General features: G+C 61.3%; 22 protein-coding genes. 14 read left to right on the top strand and 8 right to left on the bottom strand.

All coding sequences use genetic code 11. The features are described from left to right. The first annotated feature begins 231 nt into the window (after nucleotides 1-231). Nucleotides 232-936, top strand: a complete 705-nt coding sequence (locus KUD11_RS11970) for a PAS domain-containing protein (RefSeq protein ID WP_224380220.1) — start codon at nucleotides 232-234, stop codon at nucleotides 934-936. Nucleotides 937-1,113: 177 nt separating this feature from the next. On the opposite strand, the gene KUD11_RS11965 is transcribed toward KUD11_RS11970, so the two are convergent. Further along, nucleotides 1,114-2,481 (bottom strand): class II 3-deoxy-7-phosphoheptulonate synthase, encoded by a 1,368-nt coding sequence (locus KUD11_RS11965; RefSeq protein WP_109384505.1) that lies wholly within the window; start codon nucleotides 2,479-2,481, stop codon nucleotides 1,114-1,116. A 172-nt stretch (nucleotides 2,482-2,653) separates the two neighbouring features. On the opposite strand from KUD11_RS11965, the gene KUD11_RS11960 reads away from it, so the two are divergent. Further along, nucleotides 2,654-3,655 carry a GlxA family transcriptional regulator gene (locus KUD11_RS11960; protein ID WP_109387877.1) on the top strand — a complete coding sequence of 334 codons (1,002 nt, stop codon included), beginning with the start codon at nucleotides 2,654-2,656 and terminating at the stop codon, nucleotides 3,653-3,655. An 18-nt stretch (nucleotides 3,656-3,673) separates the two neighbouring features. Here KUD11_RS11960 and KUD11_RS11955 read toward each other — a convergent pair whose 3' ends face one another. The 4 genes from KUD11_RS11955 to KUD11_RS11940 form a co-directional block, all read right to left on the bottom strand. After that, nucleotides 3,674-4,747 carry a PQQ-dependent sugar dehydrogenase gene (locus KUD11_RS11955; protein ID WP_109387879.1) on the bottom strand — a complete coding sequence of 358 codons (1,074 nt, stop codon included), beginning with the start codon at nucleotides 4,745-4,747 and terminating at the stop codon, nucleotides 3,674-3,676. A 114-nt stretch (nucleotides 4,748-4,861) separates the two neighbouring features. After that, a complete protein-coding gene (gene dxs / locus KUD11_RS11950; protein WP_109384506.1) occupies nucleotides 4,862-6,790 on the bottom strand; it encodes a 1-deoxy-D-xylulose-5-phosphate synthase in 1,929 nt (642 codons plus the stop codon). A gap of 30 nt (nucleotides 6,791-6,820) precedes the next feature. Next, nucleotides 6,821-7,639 carry a polyprenyl synthetase family protein gene (locus KUD11_RS11945; RefSeq protein ID WP_224380305.1) on the bottom strand — a complete coding sequence of 273 codons (819 nt, stop codon included), beginning with the start codon at nucleotides 7,637-7,639 and terminating at the stop codon, nucleotides 6,821-6,823. 39 nt (nucleotides 7,640-7,678) lie between these two features. Continuing rightward, the gene (locus tag KUD11_RS11940; protein ID WP_109387883.1) at nucleotides 7,679-7,933 is read right to left on the bottom strand and encodes an exodeoxyribonuclease VII small subunit; all 255 of its coding nucleotides are present in this window, start codon (nucleotides 7,931-7,933) and stop codon (nucleotides 7,679-7,681) included. Between the two features lie 112 nt (nucleotides 7,934-8,045). Here KUD11_RS11940 and KUD11_RS11935 point away from each other — a divergent pair, with 112 nt between their 5' ends. Further along, a complete protein-coding gene (locus tag KUD11_RS11935) occupies nucleotides 8,046-9,017 on the top strand; it encodes a phosphotransferase (protein WP_109384507.1) in 972 nt (323 codons plus the stop codon). Nucleotides 9,018-9,098: 81 nt separating this feature from the next. Here the strand turns inward: KUD11_RS11935 and lon are convergent, their stop codons facing one another. Together lon and tgt are read right to left on the bottom strand one after the other, a co-directional pair. Continuing rightward, nucleotides 9,099-11,510 carry an endopeptidase La gene (gene lon / locus KUD11_RS11930; RefSeq protein WP_109384508.1) on the bottom strand — a complete coding sequence of 804 codons (2,412 nt, stop codon included), beginning with the start codon at nucleotides 11,508-11,510 and terminating at the stop codon, nucleotides 9,099-9,101. Nucleotides 11,511-11,779: 269 nt separating this feature from the next. After that, complete coding sequence (gene tgt / locus KUD11_RS11925; protein ID WP_109384509.1) at nucleotides 11,780-12,910, bottom strand: tRNA guanosine(34) transglycosylase Tgt; 1,131 nt, start codon at nucleotides 12,908-12,910, stop codon at nucleotides 11,780-11,782. A gap of 135 nt (nucleotides 12,911-13,045) precedes the next feature. On the opposite strand from tgt, the gene KUD11_RS11920 reads away from it, so the two are divergent. The 6 genes from KUD11_RS11920 to tpiA all read left to right on the top strand — a co-directional run bounded on the left by KUD11_RS11920 (nucleotide 13,046) and on the right by tpiA (nucleotide 17,508). Then, the gene (locus KUD11_RS11920) at nucleotides 13,046-13,936 is read left to right on the top strand and encodes an SPFH domain-containing protein (protein WP_109387885.1); all 891 of its coding nucleotides are present in this window, start codon (nucleotides 13,046-13,048) and stop codon (nucleotides 13,934-13,936) included. Continuing rightward, nucleotides 13,933-14,205, top strand: coding sequence for an NfeD family protein (locus KUD11_RS11915; RefSeq protein ID WP_109384510.1), 273 nt, complete (start codon nucleotides 13,933-13,935; stop codon nucleotides 14,203-14,205). The genes KUD11_RS11920 and KUD11_RS11915 overlap by 4 nt, the downstream gene beginning before the upstream one ends. Before the next feature lie 136 nt (nucleotides 14,206-14,341). Beyond that, the gene (gene rimK / locus KUD11_RS11910; RefSeq protein ID WP_109384511.1) at nucleotides 14,342-15,742 is read left to right on the top strand and encodes a 30S ribosomal protein S6--L-glutamate ligase; all 1,401 of its coding nucleotides are present in this window, start codon (nucleotides 14,342-14,344) and stop codon (nucleotides 15,740-15,742) included. Nucleotides 15,743-15,846: 104 nt separating this feature from the next. Next, nucleotides 15,847-16,209, top strand: a complete 363-nt coding sequence (locus KUD11_RS11905; protein WP_109384512.1) for an SUF system Fe-S cluster assembly protein — start codon at nucleotides 15,847-15,849, stop codon at nucleotides 16,207-16,209. 102 nt (nucleotides 16,210-16,311) lie between these two features. Beyond that, nucleotides 16,312-16,662, top strand: coding sequence for a HesB/IscA family protein (locus KUD11_RS11900; RefSeq protein ID WP_109384513.1), 351 nt, complete (start codon nucleotides 16,312-16,314; stop codon nucleotides 16,660-16,662). 99 nt (nucleotides 16,663-16,761) lie between these two features. After that, the gene (gene tpiA / locus KUD11_RS11895; RefSeq protein WP_109384514.1) at nucleotides 16,762-17,508 is read left to right on the top strand and encodes a triose-phosphate isomerase; all 747 of its coding nucleotides are present in this window, start codon (nucleotides 16,762-16,764) and stop codon (nucleotides 17,506-17,508) included. Here tpiA and KUD11_RS11890 read toward each other — a convergent pair. Then, complete coding sequence (locus KUD11_RS11890) at nucleotides 17,505-17,975, bottom strand: Lrp/AsnC family transcriptional regulator (protein WP_109384515.1); 471 nt, start codon at nucleotides 17,973-17,975, stop codon at nucleotides 17,505-17,507. The two genes, tpiA and KUD11_RS11890, sit on opposite strands and share 4 nt — an antisense overlap. A gap of 143 nt (nucleotides 17,976-18,118) precedes the next feature. Between KUD11_RS11890 and KUD11_RS11885 the strand changes: the two genes are divergently transcribed. Genes KUD11_RS11885 through KUD11_RS11865 form a run of 5 tightly spaced genes read left to right on the top strand, consistent with a single transcriptional unit; the run spans nucleotide 18,119 to nucleotide 22,235 of the window. After that, complete coding sequence (locus KUD11_RS11885) at nucleotides 18,119-19,102, top strand: siroheme synthase (RefSeq protein WP_109384516.1); 984 nt, start codon at nucleotides 18,119-18,121, stop codon at nucleotides 19,100-19,102. Next, nucleotides 19,102-19,404, top strand: coding sequence for a DUF2849 domain-containing protein (locus KUD11_RS11880; RefSeq protein WP_109384517.1), 303 nt, complete (start codon nucleotides 19,102-19,104; stop codon nucleotides 19,402-19,404). The genes KUD11_RS11885 and KUD11_RS11880 overlap by 1 nt, the downstream gene beginning before the upstream one ends. Then, nucleotides 19,404-21,071: a nitrite/sulfite reductase gene (locus tag KUD11_RS11875; protein WP_109384518.1), complete on the top strand. Its 1,668-nt coding sequence runs from the start codon at nucleotides 19,404-19,406 to the stop codon at nucleotides 21,069-21,071. Before KUD11_RS11880 ends, KUD11_RS11875 begins: the two co-directional genes overlap by 1 nt. Then, nucleotides 21,058-21,834: a phosphoadenylyl-sulfate reductase gene (locus KUD11_RS11870; RefSeq protein ID WP_109384519.1), complete on the top strand. Its 777-nt coding sequence runs from the start codon at nucleotides 21,058-21,060 to the stop codon at nucleotides 21,832-21,834. The genes KUD11_RS11875 and KUD11_RS11870 overlap by 14 nt, the downstream gene beginning before the upstream one ends. Then, complete coding sequence (locus KUD11_RS11865) at nucleotides 21,831-22,235, top strand: DUF934 domain-containing protein (protein WP_109384520.1); 405 nt, start codon at nucleotides 21,831-21,833, stop codon at nucleotides 22,233-22,235. Before KUD11_RS11870 ends, KUD11_RS11865 begins: the two co-directional genes overlap by 4 nt. Nucleotides 22,236-22,292: the final 57 nt, after the last annotated feature.

The following is a 22,292-nucleotide window of genomic DNA, read 5'->3' as shown; positions in this document are numbered from 1 at the left end:
GTCTAAGCCGCCCACCCGCCGCTTGCAAGCCGCTGAGGGCAGGCCCGCAGGGTGCCGTCATGGTGCCGTCACGGTGCGCAGATAGCGCAGGGACCGCCCGATCAGTTAACCAAATGAATTGGAATTTAGACAAAACCGATACCAATTGTGTTAGAAATATATCGGCAGGCCAGAGGGTCGGTGGTGCTTGGGGCACCAGACAGCCGCGCACGTATTGGGGAGTAGAACCGGATGACACAAGATCGCACCGTAGGCCCGCCCGTAGGCAGCAAGATCATGCGCATCCTTGGCGGGCGCGGCGCCAGTGAACAGGCAGCCTTGCTTGATTTTCAGAGCTATTGGACACGGATGCGGCGCGGCGGCGATGTGCCTCGACGCTCAGACATCGACCCGCGCGAGATCGAGCCATTGCTCCCCAACGCTTTCATTATTGAGCGGATTGCGCCGGGCCTTGCCCGCTTGCGCATTGCTGGCAGCCACCTGAGCGATCTGATGGGTATGGAGGTGCGTGGCATGCCGATCAGCGCATTCCTCACCCCTGGTGATCGCGATGCGCTGGCGCAGCATATGGTGCGCCTCTTTGATGAGCCTGCGATTGTGCGTCTCACGCTCAGCTCTGCCAGCGGCTCCGGCGCACCCGCTTTGGATGGTACGCTGATCATGCTGCCATTGCGCAGTGATCTGGGTGATATCAGCCGTGCTTTGGGCTGTCTTGTGAGCAGCGGCCCCTCGGGCCGTGCGCCGCGCCGGTTCTCGATCACCCATACCAAACTGACCAGCATAAACGTGAGCCTGCCAAGCGTGGTGGCAGCTTCCACACCAGAGCCGCTGCAAACTGGTTTTGCCGATCCCGCCGCGTCCTTCGAAGGCGTGTCCGGAACCACCCCGGCAAAATCGGGTGAGCGGTCTTACCTACGTCTCATCAAAAGCGACTGAGGCGGACGCATAGACCTGAAACCTCATAGAAACCACCTGCGGCACTTTGGCTAAGCGGCCCGTCTGAACGCTGATGTGGTGAGCGAGGCCGCAGCCGCGCGCAATCGGTTGAAACGCAAAAGGCCGAGGCTTACCCCCCGGCCCTTTCAATGCCTTACAGCGCGAAGATAACCTAGTTCAAACCGCTTCTGCGTGACGCTCCACCCGCAGGGCAGAAAGCTCCTCTGCCACCAAGAACGCCAGCTCCAGAGATTGCGATGCGTTGAGGCGCGGATCGCAGGCCGTGTGGTAGCGGTGGCTCAGATCCTCGTCCTTGACCGCATGAACGCCGCCCGTGCATTCCGTCACGTCCTGACCCGTCATCTCGAAATGCACGCCGCCGGGGATCGTGCCCTCGGCCTTATGCACGCCAAAGAAGTCACGGACCTCGCGCAGCACCGCATCAAAGGGCCGGGTTTTGTAGCCGGAGGCCGATTTGACCGTGTTGCCATGCATCGGATCACACACCCATGTGACGCTCGCCCCCTCTTCGCGCACGGCGCGAATAAGACGCGGCAGATGCTCGCCGACATTACCCGCACCGAACCGCGCGATCAGCGTAAGCTTGCCCGGCTCATTGGCCGGGTTGAGGCGGCTCATCAGCACTTTAAGGTCCTCGGCCGTGGTCGTTGGCCCGCATTTCAGGCCCACAGGGTTGAGAACGCCGCGCGCAAATTCCACATGCGCGCCATCGGGCTGGCGGGTGCGGTCCCCGATCCAGATCATATGGCCAGACCCGGCAAGCCAATTGCCAGACGTGCTGTCGAGACGCGTCAACGCCTCTTCATATTCCAGCAGGAGCGATTCGTGGCTGGTGTAGAAATCCACCGTTTGCAGCGCTTCGGTACTCTCGGAGTTCACCCCGGCGGCGCGCATGAAATCGAGCGCATCAGAAATTCGCTCGGCCATCTCGCGGTAGCGCGCGGCCTTTTCGCCCTCGGTAAAGCCCAGCGTCCAGTTATGGACCTTGGTCATATCCGCATAGCCGCCCTTGGAAAAGGCACGCAGCAGGTTCAGCGTTGCCGCCGATTGCGTATAGGCCTGCAACATCTTGGTCGGATCGGGAATGCGCCCAGCCTCGGTAAAGGCAAGCTCATTGATGATATCGCCGCGGTAGCTGGGAAGCTCCGTGCCGCCCACGGTTTCCATCGGTGCCGAGCGTGGCTTGGCGAATTGCCCCGCCATCCGGCCCACTTTGACCACAGGCACCTTGGCACCGTAGGTCAGCACCATCGCCATTTGCAGCATCACCTTGAACGTATCGCGGATCGCATCGGCGCTGAACTGATCAAACGCCTCGGCGCAATCGCCGCCCTGAAGCAAGAACGCCTCCCCGCGCGAGGCCGCCCCCAAAGCGCGCTTCAATTTGCGGGCCTCACCGGCGAACACAAGGGGCGGATAGGCGCTCAGACGCGCCTCCACATCGGCCAGAGCCGCCGCGTCCAGATAGTCCGGCATCTGAACCCGCGGTTTCGTCCGCCAAGTCGATTTTTGCCACTCCGCCATGATCTTGCGCTCCGATATCAATCAAACTCAGGCCCGTTGCTTAACAAACATGACCCGCTCTGACCATATAACGATTGTGCAATTCGATGCAAAGGCGCGCGCGCGCCCTTGTCACGCGGCGGGCTTTTGTGCAAAGCGGATAGACGGGTGCGACATGGGAAGGATGCATCACATGGTCCACGACCGTCCTAGGGCTCTCACAGGCGAAGGCGCGGCCCCGCGCCGTTTCATCTTTGTGCTTGTCGAAAATTTTACGCTGCTCAGCTTCGCCTCAGCTGTCGAATGTTTGCGCATTGCAAACCGTATGGCGGGCGCAGAACTCTACACTTGGTTAATTTGCGGCGATAGCGAGGATTACGTGGCCTGTTCTGCCGGGTCACGCTTTCAGGTGGATATCAGTCTTGATGAGTTGAGCCGTGATGACACAGTGTTGGTCTGCGGCGGTGGAGATATTCAACAGCATACGACCAAACGCCTGCTCAACTGGCTCCGGCGCGAAGCGCGGCGCGGGCTCAAGATAGGCGGGCTGTGCACTGCGTCTTACACGGTGGCCAAGGCCGGGTTGATGGAGGGCAAGCGCGCCACGATCCATTGGGAAAACCACGACAGCTTTGCCGAGGAATTTCCCGAGGTGGAGCTTACGAAATCGGTCTTTACCGTGGATGGCAACAGAATGACCACAGCGGGCGGCACCTCGTCTATTGATCTTATGCTGAAGCTTATTGCCGATGATCACGACGAAAAACTGGCCAATGCGGTGGCCGATCAGATGATTTATTCAACCATCCGCACGGATCAGGACACGCAGCGTCTTTCCGTGCCCACGCGCATCGGCGTGCGTCATCCCAAGCTCAGCCAAGTGATACAGATGATGGAGGCCAATATCGAGGAGCCGATCTCGCCCTCGCTTCTGGCCAAAGATGCAGGCATGTCCACGCGGCAGTTGGAACGGCTCTTCCGCCGTTATCTCAGCCGTAGCCCAAAGCGCTATTACATGGAACTGCGCCTGCAAAAGGCGCGTAACCTGTTGATGCAGACCGATATGACGGTGATCAATGTCGCACTGGCGTGCGGGTTTTCGTCGCCCTCGCATTTTTCCAAATGCTACCGCGCGCATTACAACACCACGCCGTACCGCGAGCGTGGCGCACAGGCCTCACGCTTGTCTGTGTGAGCCGCCTCAAGGTGACTTTCAGGGCGTGATGCGATAAAGCGCGCCATTGCCCGCCGAAAGTATCCAGATCGCACCATCCGGGGCCTCCCGAATATCGCGGAGCCGCGCTGTCTCTGGGCCCTCGATCACCTCTTGCAGGGCCAAGGGCGCGCCGCCCACCCGCGCGATATGGCCGAATTTCAGCGATCCCGTGAAAATATCGCCCCGCCACTCGGGCCAGAGCGCGCCGGAATAGATCATCAGCCCCGAAGGCGCGATCGACGGGTCCCAATAAAATTCGGGCTGGGCCATACCCGCCTTTTCGGTGCCCTCCCCGATCTTGCCGCCCGAGTAATGCCTGCCATAGCTGATCACGGGCCAGCCGTAATTCGCGCCCGGTTGCGCGAGGTTCAGCTCATCCCCGCCGCGCGCGCCATGCTCCGAGACCCAAAGCCGCCCTTCAAGATCAAGTGCTGCCCCTTGCGGATTACGGTGGCCATATGACCAGATCGCGGGCTGGCCATCCGCAAAGGGATTGCCTGGCGCAGGCTGGCCGTCGCGCGTCAGGCGCAACACGGTGCCGTTCTCATTGCTGCGGTCTTGCGCCGAGGGCCTGTCGCCCCGATCGCCCACGGTCATGTAGATCATCCCATCCGCACCCTCGACAAGGCGCGAGCCGAAATGCCGCCCACCGCTGCTCCCCGCCGCAATCTGGTAGAGCACCTCCCAATCCGTCAGGCGGTCTGCACCCTCTTCCAGCCGTGCGCGGGCCAGTGCGGTGCCCTCGCCCCGGTCTTGGCTCAATGCGAGAGAGAAATAGACCTCGCGGCTCTCGGCAAAATCGGCGGGGATGAGCAGATCGAGAAGGCCACCCTGCCCGACATCCGCCACTGGCCCCACGCCGCGCAGCGCGCTCAATGTCCCATCCACCAGACGCAAAACGCGCCCATCCTTCTCGGTGATCAGGATATCCCCATCGGGCAGGAACCCAAATGCCCAAGGTGCATCTAGACCGCGGGCAATCGGCGTGACGGTAAGCTGACCCTCGCTGCTGTCGAGCGCGTGAACGGGGCCGGCCGCGAGGGCGAAGAGGAGAGCGAATTGGCGGATCATTTGCATAGAGATAAGATAATCATCTACGCGTGCCTGCCAAGGGGCTGCCACAAATACAGCTATTCTCGGTACTTCTGTGGATAAAGCTGTGGATAAGTTTCACAAACCACGCAATTACGCGCGTTTGTCCGCCAATTGCGCCACGCCAAGGACGTCGAGCACCTTGGCCTCGATCTGTGCCGCATCAAGCCCCGCGACCCGGTACATATCCGCCGCGCTCGCCTGATCAATAAAGATATCCGGCAGCACCATGGAGCGGAATTTCAGCCCTGTGTCAAACACGCCCTCATCGCTCAAAAGCTGCGCCACATGGCTGCCGAAGCCGCCGACGGCACCCTCCTCAATCGTGATCAGTGCCTCATGCCCGGCGGCGAGCGCAAGGATCATCTCACGGTCGAGCGGCTTGGCAAAACGCGCATCGGCAATGGTGGGCGTGATCCCCTTGGCCGCCAGCGCCTCAGCCGCGCGGCGCACCTCACCCAGACGGGTGCCGAAGCTCAGAAGCGCCACGCGCGCGCCTTGCTGGATCATCCGTCCCTTGCCAATCTCAAGCGGGACGCCGCGCTCGGGCATCTCGACGCCCTCGCCTTCGCCGCGCGGATAGCGGAACGCAATCGGCCCCTCGTCATGCCCGGCGGCAGTGGCGACCATATGGACAAGCTCTGCCTCATCGGCGGCGGCCATCACCACAATCCCCGGTAAGTTGGCGAGGAAAGCCACATCGAAACTGCCCGCATGGGTCGCGCCATCCGCCCCCACCAGCCCCGCGCGATCAATCGCAAAGCGCACGGGCAGGCGTTGAATGGCCACATCATGCACGACCTGATCATAGCCGCGTTGCAGGAAGGTCGAGTAAAGCGCGCAGAAGGGCCGCATCCCTCCCGCCGCAAGCCCCGCCGCGAATGTTACGGCGTGCTGTTCGGCGATCCCTACGTCAAACAGACGGCCGGGATACCGCTCGGCAAAGAGGTTCAGCCCCGTACCATCGGGCATGGCGGCGGTCACGGCGCAGATGCGGTCATCCTTGGCGGCCATATCTGTCAGGGTGCGGGCGAAAACGGAGGTATAGCTGGGCGCGTTGGAGGGGGCTTTGGACTGCTTGCCCGTCACCAGATCAAACTTCGCGGTCGCATGGCCCCCGTCGCGGGCTGCCTCAGCAGGCGCATAGCCCTTGCCCTTCTTGGTCAGCACATGAATGAGCATCGGCCCCGTCGCACGCGCCTGCACTGTGCGCAGAACTGGCAGGAGTTGGTCCATATCATGCCCGTCAATCGGCCCGATGTAAGAGAAGCCAAGCTCTTCAAAGAGCGTGTTGCCCACGGCCATCCCCTTGAGCATATCCTTGGCTCGGCGCGCGCCCTCCTGAAAGGGGGGCGGCAGGAAGGACACGGCACCCTTTGCGGCGGCCTTGAGATCTTGAAACGGGGCCTCGGCATAGAGCCTGCTGAGGTAAGACGACAGCGCCCCCACGGGCGGTGCAATCGACATCTCGTTATCGTTGAGGATCACGATCAGCCGCTTGCCCAGATGCCCGGCATTATTGAGCGCTTCAAACGCCATGCCCGCACTCATCGCGCCGTCGCCAATCACCGCAATCGCATCGCCATGCCCGGTCTCGGACGCGCCGCCCAGATCGCGCGCCACGGCAAAGCCCAAGGCCGCGCTGATGGAGGTAGAGCTATGGGCTGCGCCAAACGGATCATATGGGCTCTCCGAGCGTTTGGTGAACCCGCTCAGCCCGTCTTTCTGGCGCAATGTGCGGATACGGTCGCGCCGCCCGGTGAGGATTTTATGCGGATAGCACTGGTGGCTTACGTCCCAGATGATCTTGTCTTTCGGCGCATCGAACACCGCATGAAGCGCCACGGTCAGTTCCACCACCCCAAGGCCCGCGCCCAGATGCCCGCCCGTCTCGCTCACAGCACTGACCGTCTCGGCGCGCAGCTCATGGGCCAGCGTGCGCAGCTGCGCATCGCTCATCCGTTTGAGATCAGCGGGGCTTTGGACTTGATCCAGAAGCGGTGTGACGGGGCGGTTCGACATGCTCTCACGCCCCTCCCTGGGGCCAAACTCTTAACGTGTGCGCTCGATAACGAAGCGGGCAATCTTGCGCAACGGGTCCGCGCGCTCTGCATAAGGATTTAGCGCATCACAGGCGAGGTCCACCAGATCTGCTGCGCGGCATCTCGCCCCATCCAAGCCCAGAAGCGACACGAACGTGGCCTTGCCTGCCGCCGCATCCTTGCCCACGGCCTTGCCCGCATGTGCGGCATCGCCGGTTGCGTCAATCAGATCATCGCGGATCTGAAACGCGAGGCCAAGGGCAGAGGCATAGGCGATGAACGGTGCAGGATCAGCCCCTGCAAGGCGCGCCCCGGCGGCGGCGGACCACTCAATCAACGCGCCGGTCTTGCCCGCCTGCATCGCTGTGATCTGATCAATCGTCAGCGGTGTTTGTGCACTTTCCGCCTCCATATCAAGCGCTTGCCCAAGAACCATCCCCTGCCCGCCCGCCGCGCGCGCAAGGCTCAATGCAAGCTCTGCGCGCACGTCCCCCGATCCGACCTCGGGGCGCGCCACAAGCTCGAACGCGAGGCTTTGCAGCGCGTCCCCGGCCAGAACGGCCGTCACCTCATCCCATTTCACATGCACCGTGGGCCGTCCGCGCCGCTGTGCGTCATCGTCCATACACGGCATATCATCATGCACGAGGCTATAGGCATGCAGCGCCTCGATCGCGGCGGCGGGAAAGACCGAGGCAGTGTCGGGCACATCGTGCATCCGCGCGCTCTCCATCACCAATTGCGCCCGGATACGCTTACCCCCCTCCACCGCATAGCGCATGGCCTGCGCGACAGCGGGCGACCCAAAAGGGGCCAGCGCCGCGTGCAGACAGGCAGAGACCTGATCCGGGACCGGCTGGGCGCTCACCTATGCGCCGTCCAGAGGGGCTGTGCCCGTGGGCGCACCATCTGGGCCAAGGGTGATCGCCGCGACCTTTTCCTCGGCCTCCTTCAGCTTCGCTTCACAGCGCTTTTTCAGCTCCGCACCGCGCTCATAGAGCGTGATCGACGCATCGAGCGCCACATCGCCGCGCTCCAGCTTGGCCACAACCTGCTCCAGTTCGGCCATGGCCGCTTCAAAGCTCATTTCGGCTACGGGCGTATCGTCGGGGGTTTGGGGCATGTCACGCATCCTTGAGGCAGTTTTCGGCCCTCACCATAGGGCGCGCGCACGCCATGTTCAATTCGCAGTTCAATTCGGTTGACCTGTGGGGCTTCGGCCCGCATCAAAGGGTATGACTGACGCACCAATCCCCAATTTTGACGCGCTGATGGAAATCGCCGAGCGGCTTCATGTTGTGGGCCAGCAGGACCCGCGCCTGGCCGCCGCTGAGCCGGGTGATCTGATCCGCAACGTGGCCGGGAAGCGCGCGATTTTCGAGGGCGTGTTTGAGGGGCGTGACGTGGTTTTTCGTCTGAATTATCGCCCCGAAGAGGGCGCGCCCGCCCGCGAATGGGCCGAGATAGAGCGCCTCTGGCCTTATATGGCCGAGGGCGATCTGCGCATTGCAGAGCCTGTCTATGCCAACACTGGCGCTGGCGTGATCGTGCTTGAACGGGTGCCAGGCACCCCGATGCTCACGCTGATGCGGCGGCTTGAGGCGGCTGAGCGTGTAGCGTTTTTCGCACCCGCCGCCCGCTGGTTACGCCAATCCACCGCGATGACAGACGCACCGCGCGTGGCAGGCACGGCAGGATGGGTGCGCCGCGCGCGGGCCGCATCCGAGAAACAGCCCTTCCCCGCCTTGCGCGCGCTGGAGGTGCAAATCCTTGAGCAAATGGAACGCCTTGGCCCCCATATCGAAGGCGCGCTCTGGCGCACCGCGATTTCCCACGGCGACTTTCACCCAAACAACCTGATCGTGGACGGCGCGCGGATCACCGGAATCGACCTTGGCGGCTCCACACGGATGCCCATTTATAAGGATATGGCGCGGTTTGTGATGCATATCGGGCGGCGGCGCATTGAGGCCTCGGGACAGCGGGCGCTTGGCGTGGACCTTGCGGCGCTTAAGACCTTTGCGGAGGTCTTTGCGCTGACCCAAGAGGAGCGTGCGGTGGTCCTGCCGTTCTTCTTGGCGTTTGAGGCGCTCATCCGCGTTGAAATCCGCGCCCTGCCCAAATGGCGGATCAAGGCGGCGGAGGCGATGTATCGCGATTTGCTCAGCGATTTGGCCCGCACGGGGCCTGGCACGCCTCTTTTTTAGAGTTTTTCGCGAAACGCCTTGGCATACAAAAAGGGCCGCCCCGGTTCGGAGCGGCCCTTTCTTTTTCAACTCAAGCTTTGATCAATGCGCCACTGCGGTCGATCCATCTCCGCCCGTTTTCAATGCCGCTTCGGCTGCGGCGGCTTCTTCGGCGTCCTGATCCCATTCGATGGGCTCGGGCATACCCGTCAAGGCCAGCTTTAGCACTTCCTGCACGTGAGTGACCGGGATGATATTGAGCCCCTCTTTCACGTTGTCGGGGATTTCCACCAGATCCTTTTCGTTCTCCGCCGGGATCAGTACCGTCTTGATACCTCCGCGCAGAGCCGCAAGAAGCTTCTCCTTCAATCCTCCGATGGGCAGCGCATTGCCGCGCAGTGTCACCTCGCCCGTCATGGCAATATCCTTGCGCACCGGGATGCCCGTGAGGACGGACACGATGGACGTGACCATGGCCAGACCCGCGGAGGGGCCATCCTTTGGCGTGGCCCCTTCGGGCACGTGGACGTGGATATCCCACTTGTCAAAGCGCGGCGGCTTGATTCCGAGGCTGGGCGCGACCGAACGGACATAGCTGGAGGCCGCATCAATGGACTCCTTCATCACATCGCCCAGCTTGCCCGTGGTCTTCATCCGCCCCTTACCCGGCAGGCGCAGCGCTTCGATATTCAAAAGCTCCCCGCCTACGGATGTATAGGCCAGCCCTGTGACCACACCGACCTGATCGGTTTCCTCGGCCAGCCCAAATTTATGCTTGCGCACGCCCAGATATTCACTGAGGTTTTCAGGTTTGACAACAAAGGCTTGGGCGGTTTTCTTAATAATCTGCGTGACCGCCTTGCGCGCCACTTTGGCAATCTCGCGCTCAAGGTTCCGCACGCCCGCTTCGCGGGTGTAATAACGAATTATATCCGTCAGAGCCGCATCGGTCAGCTCAAATTCGCCCTTGCGCAACCCGTGGTTCTTGACTTGCTTGTCCAGCAAATGCTGCTTGGCGATCTCACGCTTTTCGTCCTCGGTGTAACCCGCCAGCGGAATGATCTCCATCCGGTCCATCAGTGGGCCGGGCATATTGTAGCTGTTTGATGTGGTCAGGAACATCACGTTCGAGAGGTCATATTCGACCTCAAGATAGTGATCCATAAAGGTGGAGTTCTGTTCAGGATCAAGCACTTCGAGCATGGCGGACGCCGGGTCGCCCCGGAAATCCTGCCCCATTTTGTCGATCTCGTCCAAGAGGATCAGCGGATTGGTCGTCTTGGCCTTTTTCAACGCCTGAATGATCTTGCCGGGCATGGAGCCGATATAGGTCCGCCGGTGGCCCCGGATCTCGGATTCGTCACGCACACCGCCAAGCGAGATGCGGATAAACTCGCGCCCCGTTGCCTTGGCCACGGATTTACCAAGCGAGGTTTTGCCCACGCCGGGCGGGCCCACAAGGCACATGATCGGGCCTTTGAGCTTTTTCGAGCGTTGCTGCACTGCGAGATACTCGACAATGCGCTCCTTGACCTTCTCAAGCCCGTAATGATCGTCGTCCAGCACCTTTTCGGCGCGGCTCAGGTCTTTTTTCACACGGGATTTCACGCCCCATGGGATCGACAGCATCCAGTCGAGATAGTTGCGCACAACCGTGGCCTCGGCGCTCATCGGGCTCATATTCTTGAGCTTTTTCAGCTCCGCATCGGCCTTCTCACGCGCTTCCTTGCTCAGCTTGGTCTCGGAAATACGTTTTTCCAGCTCGGCAATTTCGCCCTCGCCTTCTTCGCCATCGCCCAGCTCCTTCTGAATGGCCTTCATTTGCTCGTTCAGATAATATTCACGCTGGGTGCGTTCCATCTGCGTTTTCACGCGGGTCTTTATCTTTTTCTCGACCTGCAAAACGCTCATCTCGCCCTGCATAAGGCCGTAGACCTTCTCCAGCCGCTCGGACACCGAGAGGGTTTCCAAAAGCTCCTGCTTTTGCTCCACCTCAATGCCCAGATGCCCGGCCACAAGATCGGCAAGCCTTGCTGGCTCCTCGGATCCACTGACGGCGGTAAGCGCCTCTTCAGGCACGTTTTTCTTGACCTTTGCATAGCGCTCAAACTCGGTCGCTACGGTTCGAAGCAGCGCCTCGATCGTTGCCACATCACCCGGCATCTCAGTCAGATACTCGGCCCGCGCCTCAAAGAAATGATCATTCTCAAGGTATTCGGCGATCCGCACCCGAGCGACACCCTCAACCAGCACCTTCACGGTTCCATCGGGCAATTTCAGCAGTTGCAGCACATTGGCCAGAACACCGGCCTTGTAGATGCCCTTGGCATCCGGGTCGTCCTCGCTTGGATCAATCTGGCTGCTCAGAAGAATCTGTTTGTCATCTGCCATCACCTCTTCCAGCGCGCGGACCGATTTCTCGCGGCCCACGAAGAGCGGCACGATCATATGCGGGAACACCACGATATCGCGCAGCGGCAACACCGGATAGGAGGAATTGAGGGGCTCTTGCATGCTCTTTCCTTTGTCGTGGCCAAGGCTCTGCGGCCTGGCTTTTTCTTGGCAAAAGGGTCAGGCCCCGCTCGGCGGCAGCCATGCCCTCTCCATCATCATGTGGTTAACTTGGGGCGGTGGCCCACATGTTTCAACCAATTGGTAGGCACCATGCCCTTGCGCGGGGCGGGCGGCAAGGCCAGATGTGGCGCAAAATGGCTAAAAATATCCGGGGTTATGGGCGGGGTGTCCTGAGTGGATGTCGTAGCGTCATCTCGGTATGGCAGGCCCTAGAGCGGCTCAATATCGCCTTGGGCGCGCAGGGCGTGGAAATTGGCCTGAAACGCGTCGAACGTGCCGGCCGCAATCGCCATGCGCATGCCCGCCATCAGCTCTTGGTAGTAATGCAGGTTGTGCCAAGTGAGCAGCATGCCCGAGATCATTTCCTGACTGCGAAAGACGTGGTGCAGATAGGCGCGCGAATAGCCCCGGCAGGCGGGGCATGTGCAGTCCTCGTCCAGCGGGCGCGGGTCATCCGCATGCCGCGCGTTTTTGATGTTGAGCACGCCACGCCGGGTAAACACCTGCCCCGTCCGCCCCGACCGGGACGGCAGCACGCAGTCAAACATATCAATGCCCCGCGCCACCGCGCCCACCAGATCGTCGGGCTTGCCCACGCCCATTAGGTATCGTGGCTTGTCCTCGGGCAGTTGCTCCGGCGCGTAATCGAGACAGCCGAACATCGCCTCCTGCCCCTCGCCCACCGCCAGCCCGCCAACCGCGTAGCCATCGAACTCAATCGCCCGCAAAGCCTCGGCGCTGCGCGCGCGCAGATCCTCCTCAAGCCCCCCCTGCTGAATGCCGAAAAGCGCATATCCCGGGCGATCGCCAAACGCATCCCGCGAGCGGGCCGCCCAACGCATCGACAACTCCATGCTCTCGGTGATCCGCGCCCGGTCGGCGGGGAGCGCGGGGCATTCATCGAAACACATCACAATGTCCGAACCCAAGAGCTTCTGGATCTCCATCGACCGCTCAGGGCTCAGTTCATGTTTCGATCCGTCTATATGGCTTTTGAAGGTCACACCCGCTTCTGTCAGCTTACGCAATCCTGCAAGGCTCATCACCTGAAACCCGCCGCTATCGGTCAAAATGGGCTTGTCCCAATTCATGAATTTGTGAAGCCCGCCAAGCTGCGCGATCCGCTCCGCCGTGGGGCGCAGCATCAGGTGATAGGTATTGCCCAGCAAGATATCCGCGCCCGTTTCGGCCACAGAGGATGGCAGCATCGCCTTCACGGTTGCGGCGGTGCCCACGGGCATGAACGCAGGCGTCCGGATCGCGCCGCGCGGCGTGTCGATCACGCCGGTGCGCGCACGCCCATCTTGGCCCTCAAGGGTGAAGCTGAACTTCTGAACCATCGCTCTGACTTTCGTATTTAATGCGTATTTCAACGGGTTTTACATCTTCAGCCCCCATAAACCGGATGAGCACGACTTGCAAAACCTCGCATGAGCCTGACATATAGACAAACTGCCACGCCAAAGGGGCCTGCCATGACCGAAGACCTGTTCCTCGACTTGCTCTCCGCCAACCTGTTGTACCTGCTGCTTTTCCTATTGATCGTCATTGTGATCGTGAAGGGTGTGAAGATTGTCCCGCAATCCGAGCAACATGTGGTCGAACGCTTTGGGCGGCTTAATTCGGTGCTGGCTCCGGGGATCAACATCATCGTGCCGTTTCTTGATGTGATCGCGCATAAAATCTCGATCCTTGAGCGGCAATTGCCCACGGCCAGTCAGGACGCGATCACCAAGGATAACGTGCTGGTGCAGGTCGACAGCTCGGTTTTTTATCGCATCGTGCAGCCCGAAAAAACCGTCTACCGCATCCGCGATATTGACGGCGCGATTGCCACCACCGTGGCGGGCATCGTGCGCGCCGAGATGGGCAAGATGGATCTGGATGAGGTGCAATCCAACCGCTCGCAGCTGATCCAGACGATCAAAGCAACTGTTGAGGACGCGGTAGACAATTGGGGGATCGAAGTGACCCGCGCCGAAATCCTCGATGTGAACCTCGATCAGGCCACCCGCGACGCGATGCTGCAACAGCTCAACGCCGAGCGCGCCCGTCGCGCCCAGGTGACCGAGGCCGAGGGCAGCAAACGCGCCGTTGAACTCAACGCCGACGCGGAGCTTTACGCGGCTGAGCAGATTGCCAAAGCCCGCCGGATCTCCGCTGATGCTGAGGCCTATGCGACCTCCGTTGTGGCGCAGGCGATTGCCGATAACGGGCTGGAGGCGGCGCAATACCAAGTGGCGCTCAAGCAGGTCGAAGCGCTCAACAAGCTGGGGAGCAGTCCGGGCTCGTCCACGATCGTGGTGCCCGCCAATGCGCTCGAAGCCTTTGGTGATGCGTTCAAAATGCTGAAGGGGAGAGGATGACCGCCCTTTTGGAGCTTTGGTGGGTTTGGGGGGCTGCCGGGCTGATCTTCGCTGTGGTTGAGCTTTTGGTACCGGGCTTTATCTTTCTTGGCTTCGCGATTGGCGCGGCCGTGGTTGCCCTCGTGCTTATTTTGGGCTTTGCCCCTGGCCTCGCGGCTCTTCTGGTGCTCTTTGCTGTTCTGTCGCTTCTGGCATGGATCGGCCTGCGCCGCGCCTTCCGACTGCCCCAAGGGCAGGTACGTCACTTCAAGGATGACATCAACGGCTGAGGTTGCACAGAGACCGCCGCGTGACACAGCTAGACACAGCACGCGAGGCCATCCGGTATTCCCCGGGCGGCAAAGCTGATAGGCTCGACCCGAACCAAAACACCTGAAATGCATCGCCTCAAGGAGACGCGCGCCCATGTCCGAGACCCCGGAGACCCAGACCCTGCAATTTGGCTGGGAAGAATGGATCGGACTGCCCGCGCTCGGCGTGCCCGCGCTGCGCGCCAAGGTCGATACAGGCGCGCGCACATCCGCGCTTCATGCGTTTGACATCGAGACCTTCGGCCCTGCGTCCAAGCCCAAGGTCCGCTTCACCGTCCATCCCATTCCGGGACGCGATGATCTAGTGATCGCGTGCTCCGCGCCCATCATTGATCGGCGCGACGTCACATCATCGAATGGCGAGAAGGAATCGCGCTTTGTGATTGAGACGGCTCTCGAAGTAGGCGGCGACACTTGGCCCATTGAGATCACCCTGACCAATCGCGGCACCATGGCGAGCCGGATGCTCTTGGGGCGACAAGCGCTGAAGGATCACATCTCCATCGTGGCCACCGACCGGTTCTTGCAACCGGAAATGAGCTATGATGTGTACCACACCGCCAAAATGCGCCAATCCGCACCCGACCGCGCGCTGCGCATTGCGGTGCTGAGCCGGGAGGATAACTACTCCACCCGGCGGCTTGTCCAAGAGGGCGAGGAACGTGGCCACACGGTTGAGGTGATCGACACCACGCGCTGCTACATGGCCATCAATGCCATGGCCCCCGAAGTCCATTACGACGGCAAACGCCTGCCCCGGTTCGACGCCGTGATCCCGCGTATAGGCGCGTCGATCACACCCTACGGTGCCGCCATCATCCGCCAGTTTGAGACGATTGGCACATGGTGCGTCAACGGCTCGGTTGGGCTTACGGCCAGCCGCGACAAGCTGCACGCTCATCAGATCATGGCGCGCGCCAAGATCGGCATGCCCAACACCGCCTTCGCGGCAAGCCCGCGCGACACTGGCAACCTTATCGGGCTGGTGGGGACAGCGCCGCTGATCGTGAAGCTGCTGGAGAGCACGCAAGGCAAAGGCGTTGTGCTGGCCGAGACAAAGAAGGCCGCCGAGAGCGTGATCGACGCGTTCCGCGGGCTGAAGGCGAACTTTCTGGTGCAGGATTTCGTGAAGGAAGCCGCAGGCGAGGATATCCGCTGTCTGGTGATTGGCGGCAAGGTGGTGGCCTCCATGAAGCGCACCGGGGCCGAGGGCGATTTCCGCTCCAACCTGCACCGTGGCGGCAGCGCGACATCCGTGCGTATCACCAAGGTTGAGCGCGACACGGCGCTGCGTGCGGCCAAGGCGTTCAACCTCAATCTCGCGGGGGTGGACCTGTTGCGCTCGGAGACGGGGCCGAAAGTGCTGGAGGTGAACTCCTCACCCGGCTTTGAAGGGATCGAAGGGTCCACCTGCAAAAACATCGCGGGCCTGCTCTATGAGACGATTGAAGCGCGGGTCCGCCCTGCCCCGATCCGCCGCCGTAAGGGTGATTGAGCCTGTAGTCTCGCAAATCTCCTATGCCGTGGTCTTGCACAACCTCTAGACGCGCGCCCGGATAATTCCTATATATTCACTCAGAATAGACCGCAGGATAGATCATGACCGAAAACCCCCAACCTTTCGAGGGCGCCCCCCTCATCGCACCGTCCAGCACCGAGCATCCGCTCTATGAGCAGGCGGTCGAGGCGTGCAAATCCGTGTTTGATCCAGAAATTCCAGTCAATATCTACGATCTTGGTCTGATTTATACGATTGATATTGATGATGAAAACGCAGTGAGAATCGCGATGACCCTGACCGCCCCCGGCTGTCCCGTGGCAGGCGAGATGCCCGGCTGGGTTGCCGACGCGATCGAGCCTATTGCGGGCATCAAACAGGTCGATGTGGAGCTGGTCTGGGAGCCACCCTGGGGCATGGATATGATGAGCGACGAGGCCAAGCTCGAGCTTGGTTTCATGTAATAGCAGCGCCGCGCGCCCGAAAAGCGCCCGGTGCCTCGCGCAAATCTTGAGATATCGCCGCAAAACGGGTATGATCCCTTAGCGACGAATGAGGTGCCCATAATGTTCGGAATTCCCGGAAAACAGGCCGTCACCATGACGGATAAGGCTGCGGCCCAAATCTCTAAGCTGATGACGAAAAACGGCCATCAAGGCTTGCGCATCGGTGTGAAAAAGGGCGGCTGCGCGGGCATGGAATATACGATGGATTACGTAACCGAGGTCGATCCACTGGATGAGGTGGTTGAGCAAGCTGGCGCGCGTGTGATGATCGCACCGATGGCGCAGATGTTTCTCTTCGGCACTGAGATCGACTATGAGGTCGCGCTGCTAGAATCGGGTTTCAAGTTCCGCAACCCCAACGTGACAGAGGCGTGTGGGTGCGGTGAGTCGATCAAGTTTGCCGAAACGTAACACGCCTTAAACCTTTATAAGAAAACAGTTTTAACGAATACGCCTTGCGTGCCGTGCCGCAATGCAAGACACTGCGCGCATGATATTCGGAGGGACGATATGCGGCGTAAACTGGCGGCTGGAAATTGGAAGATGAACGGCACCCGCGCCGCTTTGGGCACGCTTGAGGCCCTGTCGCGCGCCCATACGACCCCCTCCGTAGACATCCTGATCTGCCCGCCCGCCACGCTTCTGGCCGCAGCTGTAGAGGCCGTCGCGGCCTTCCCCCTCGCTATTGGGGGACAGGATTGCCACGCGGAGACGTCAGGCGCACATACAGGCGATATCTCCGCCGAAATGCTGCACGATGCCGGGGCGAGCGCCGTCATTCTGGGCCATTCCGAGCGGCGCGAAGCTTACGGCGAAACTTCCGAAACTGTGCGGGCCAAGGCGAAGGCGGCACAGGCCACGGGGCTCATGACCCTGATCTGCGTGGGCGAAAGTCTGGCGCAGCGGGAGGCAGAGAATACGCTTGATATCATCGGCGCGCAGCTTGCCCTGTCGGTCCCAGACACATCAACGGCCCAGAATTGCGTGATCGCCTATGAGCCCTGCTGGGCCATCGGCACGGGCCTCACGCCCACGCCAGAGCAGATTGCCGAGGTGCATGGCTTCATGCGCACCACCCTTGCCGCGCGGTTTGCGGATGCGGATGGGATGCGCCTTCTCTATGGTGGCTCGGTTAAGCCCGCTAATGCCGCCGAGATATTCGGGATCGGCGATGTGGACGGCGCACTTGTGGGAGGCGGGAGCCTCACCCCAAGAGATTTTTCGCCTATTATCAACGCCTTGGAATCCGCTCTTTAACTCTTCCCAAGCGGCAGGATTGTGGTCGATTTGATCTCCTCCATCGACAAGAGCGCCGTTACATTATGCACTTTCACCTCGGAAATCAGCGCTTGGTAGAACGTGTCATAGGCGCGCGCATTGGCGACCCGCACCTTTAGAATATAGTCGATATCGCCCGCGAGCCTGTGCGCTTCTTGCACCTCAGGCCTGTCTTGCAGGGCCTTTAGAAACGTCTGCTGCCAGCCCGCATCATGCTCGGACGTGCGGATGAGAACGAAAAAACACGCCTCAAACCCGAGCGCCTCGGCGTCCAGAAGATAGGTCTGATGGCGGATCACGCCCGCCTCGCGCAGTTTGCGAATCCGGTTCCACACAGGCGTCTTCGAGCTTCCCACCAACTTGGCAATATCATCGAGGGATTGGCCCCCATCGCGTTGCAACTCGCGCAGGATTTTCCGATCCAGATCGTCGATGCGAACAGACATTCCGCATATTCCTTTTTGCTGGAACATCGCCCCGTCGCAGTCACGCGGTTGGAACGAACGTCCTTAATCATCGCGCTATATGGCGCTCAGGGGGGAATAAATTCTATATTACATCCAACGTCAACCAAGCCGGAGGCAGGTCCATGCAACATTTTCCGATCTTCATGGCCCTTGCCGGGCGCCGCGTGATCTTGTCGGGTGGCGGGGATGCGGCGATGGCCAAACTTCGCCTCTTGATGAAGACCGAAGCGCACCTGACCGTTTTTGCCCCCACGCCCGACGCCCAGATCGTGACATGGGAGGCCGAGGGCCGCCTGCGGATCATCCGCCGCGCGATGGACCCCGGCGATGCCCTGTGCGCCGCTCTCTTTTATGCCGCCGATGAGGATGCAGCCGAGGATGCGCGCACCGTGCATCTGGCCCGGCGCGACGGCGCGCTCACCAATATCGTGGACAACCTCGCCGATAGCCAATTCATTACCCCTGCCATCGTTGACCGTGATCCGGTGACCATCGCCATCGGCACCGAGGGCACAGCGCCGGTGCTGGCCCGCGCGATCAAGGCCGATATCGAGGCGATGCTGCCTGCACGTCTCGGCCCCCTTGCCCGCGCCGCCAAAGGCTTTCGCCGCATGGCCGAGGCGCTGCCCATGGGCCGCGCGCGCCGGGCCTTCTGGACGGAGTTTTTCTTCACCAAGGGCCCCGATGCGCTGGACCGCGACGAGGCGGTGGATTTGCATCAGGTTCTGGATCAACAGCTGCAATCGCATCTCACTGCTCAAAGCGGCAAAGGCCGCGTTACCTTCGCCATTGCCGCCGCCGCCGATCCTGAGCTTTTGCCGCTCAAAACCCGCAACGCGTTGCATGAGGCCGATTTGGTCCTGCACGGACCTGAGATTGCGGGGGCAATCCTCGAATTGGCCCGCCGCGAGGCGGCGTTCGGGCCGCTCTCTGATGCTGCGCATATGACCCAAGCCGCGGCTGAGGGCACTCATATCCTCGCCCTCTCGGCCACGCCCCCCGCGCCTGCAACCCTCGCAGCCCTGCGCAGCGCCGGGATCGACGCGCTCGTCATCCCCGGCATTGCACCGCTGCCCAATCTCACAATGCTGAAGGAAACCGCCTGATGCCACGCGACTTTACCCCAAAAGTGATCACCGCCAACGCCCTTCTGGAGGGGGATGTCGTCTACCTCACGGAGGCCGGCATATGGACACGGCACCTCGCTGAGGCCGAAATTCTCACCGATGAGGCCGATGCGGAGCTGCGCCTTCTCGACGCACAAGCGCAGGCCAACACAGTGGTCGGCGTCTACCTCGCCGATATGACGCCCACGGATAACGGCCCCGAGCCCACGCATTTCCGCGAGGATTTTCGCCGCACGGGCCCGTCGAATTACAATCATGGCAAGCAAGCGGAGCGCGCGTAATGTATAGCTATAATGAGTTTGACAGCGCATTCATCGCCGAGCGCAACGCGCAGTTCCGCGCCCAAGTGGAGCGCCGGATTGATGGCAGCCTCACCGAGGATGAGTTCAAGCCCCTGCGCCTGATGAACGGGCTTTATCTGCAACTCCATGCCTATATGCTCCGCGTGGCGATCCCTTATGGCACGTTGAACAGCCGCCAGATGCGCACATTGGCGATGATCGCGGAGCGGTGGGACAAGGGCTATGGCCATTTCACCACGCGGCAGAACATCCAATATAACTGGCCCGAGCTGCGCGATGTCCCAGATATCCTCGACGCGCTGGCCGAGGTGGAGATGCACGCGATCCAAACGAGCGGCAACACGATCCGCAACGTAACAGCCGACCATTTCGCAGGTGCGGCCGCAGATGAGATCGCCGATCCGCGCCCCGTGGCCGAGCTGATCCGCCAATGGTCGACCGACCATCCGGAGTTTCAGTTCCTGCCGCGCAAATTCAAGGTGGCCGTCACCGGCAGCCCCAATGACCGCGCCGTGACAGCAGCCCATGATATCGGGCTGCGCATCGTGGAGCGGGACGGCGAGATTGGCTATCAGGTGCTGGTCGGTGGTGGCCTTGGCCGCACGCCGATGATCGGCAAAGTGCTGGCCGAATTCCTGCCCGAGGCGGACTTGCTGCCCTATATCGAGGCAACAGTTGCGGTCTGGAACCTGCTCGGGCGGCGCGACAACAAGTATAAATCGCGCATCAAGATCACCGTGCATGAGCACGGGATCGAGGATATCCGCGCCCGTGTTGACGCGACCTTTGCGCTGATCAAACCCACGTTCAGCGGGGTGGACCAAACCATGCTGGACGGTATCCGTGCACAGTTTGCCGCCCCAACTTTTCGCAGCGGCCCGGTGCATCATTACACCGCCGCTTACGCGGACAATCCCGGTTTCCGCGCCTTTGCCGACACCAATCTGGCCGCGCACAAAAAACCGGACTATGCCATCGTCACGATCAGCCTCAAGGCCCATGGTGCGACACCGGGGGACGCTACGGCGGACCAGATGCGCCTCATGGCCGACCTTGCCGAGCGGTATGGCCATGACGAGCTGCGCATAAGCCATGAGCAGAACGTGATCCTGCCCCATGTTCACAAATCTGATCTGCCCGCGCTCTATACGGCGCTGCGCGAGGCGGGGCTGGGCACAGCGAACATCGGGCTTATCTCCGACATCATCGCCTGCCCTGGCATGGATTACTGCGCGCTGGCCACCGCCCGCTCGATCCCGATTGCCCAAGAGATTGCGCTGCGGTTTGACGAGCTGAAGTTGGAGCATGAAATCGGCGAGATAAAGATCAAGATATCGGGCTGCATCAATGCCTGCGGGCATCACCATGTGGGCCATATCGGCATCCTCGGCCTCGATCGTGCAGGCGTTGAGAGCTACCAGATCACCCTTGGCGGCGATCACCGCGAAGATGCGCGCGTGGGCGACCGCACCGGCCCCGGCTTTGCCGCAGAAGAGCTGCTGCCCGCGATCGAGCGGATCGTCTACGCCTATCTGGCTGAGCGCAACGGGCCGGAGGAGACCTTCCTCGCCACCTATCAGCGTCTTGGCATGGCTCCGTTCAAAGCCGCACTTTACGATGAGGCCGCGTCCTATGCAGCCGAATGAGGCCACGCAGGACGCGCTGGCGGGCACACGTGCTGGCGCGCTCAACGACTGGTATCGCCTGCATGCGGCGCAGGAGGTTCTGACCCATGCCCTGCGCGCACCCGAAACCGGGCGGCTGGCGCTTGTCTCCAGCTTTGGGGCGGAATCGGTGGTGCTTTTGCATATGGTGTCGGTGATTGACCGCGCCACGCCTGTCTTGTTCATCGACACTGAAATGCTCTTCACAGAGACGCTGGTCTACCAACAGGAACTGGCCGAGCGGCTGGGCCTCAAGTCGCTGCATATCATCCGTGCAGGCGCCAAGGACATTACGGCCCAAGACCCGGATGGCACGCTTCACAAGACCAATCCCACCGCCTGCTGCGCCTTGCGCAAATCCGTACCGCTGGAGGCCGCGCTCAAGGGCTATGACGGTTGGATCACCGGGCGCAAACGGTTTCAGGGCGGCGCGCGCATTGCGCTCGATTTTTTCGAGGTCGAAAAGCCCTCGGGCCGGATGAAGGTCAACCCGCTGGCCCATTGGCGCCCCGAAGATGTGCGCACCTATATGGAAGAAAACCGCCTGCCCCGGCATCCGCTGGTTGCCAAGGGCTATCCGTCCATCGGCTGTTCGCCCTGCACCTCGCCCGTCGCCCCCGGCGAGGACCCGCGCGCGGGCCGCTGGCGCGGGCAGGCGCAATCCGAATGCGGCATCCATATCGAGAACGGACGGATCGTCCGGCCCCCAAACACCACGCAACCCCAACAAGGAGAAACCGCATGAGCATTCTCGTGACGGATCAGGGCTTCGCGCCCGATGACTGGACCACGCCGATTGCGGCGCTCAACGATGCGCATGACGGGATCGGGATCGACCTGCCCTCCTCCGCCGATCCGCTGGAGCTTGCCGGGCGCTTGCCGGAGGTTCCGCTTATCCGCGTTGATTTCCCGAGCTTTGCCGATGGGCGCGGCTTCACCATTGCGCGGCAATTACGGCTGATGGGGTATCAGGGCCGTCTGCGTGCACGCGGGCATGTCATTGCGGATCAATACAGCATGGCGCGGCGCGCGGGCTTTGATGAGGTGGAGATTTCCGACGATCTCGCCGCGCGGCAGCCCGAGGATCAATGGATGGCGCGGGCCGATTGGCGCAGCCATGACTATCAGACCCGCCTTCGCGGCTGATTGCCCCCTTTATCTGACCTCTGTCAAAGCCTAAAAGGAGGGGCCGGTGATATGCAT

It is taken from the genome of Roseovarius carneus (assembly GCF_020141465.1).
Taxonomy (GTDB): Bacteria; Pseudomonadota; Alphaproteobacteria; order Rhodobacterales; family Rhodobacteraceae; genus Roseovarius; species Roseovarius carneus.
This window is presented reverse-complemented; position numbering and strand designations above follow the sequence as displayed.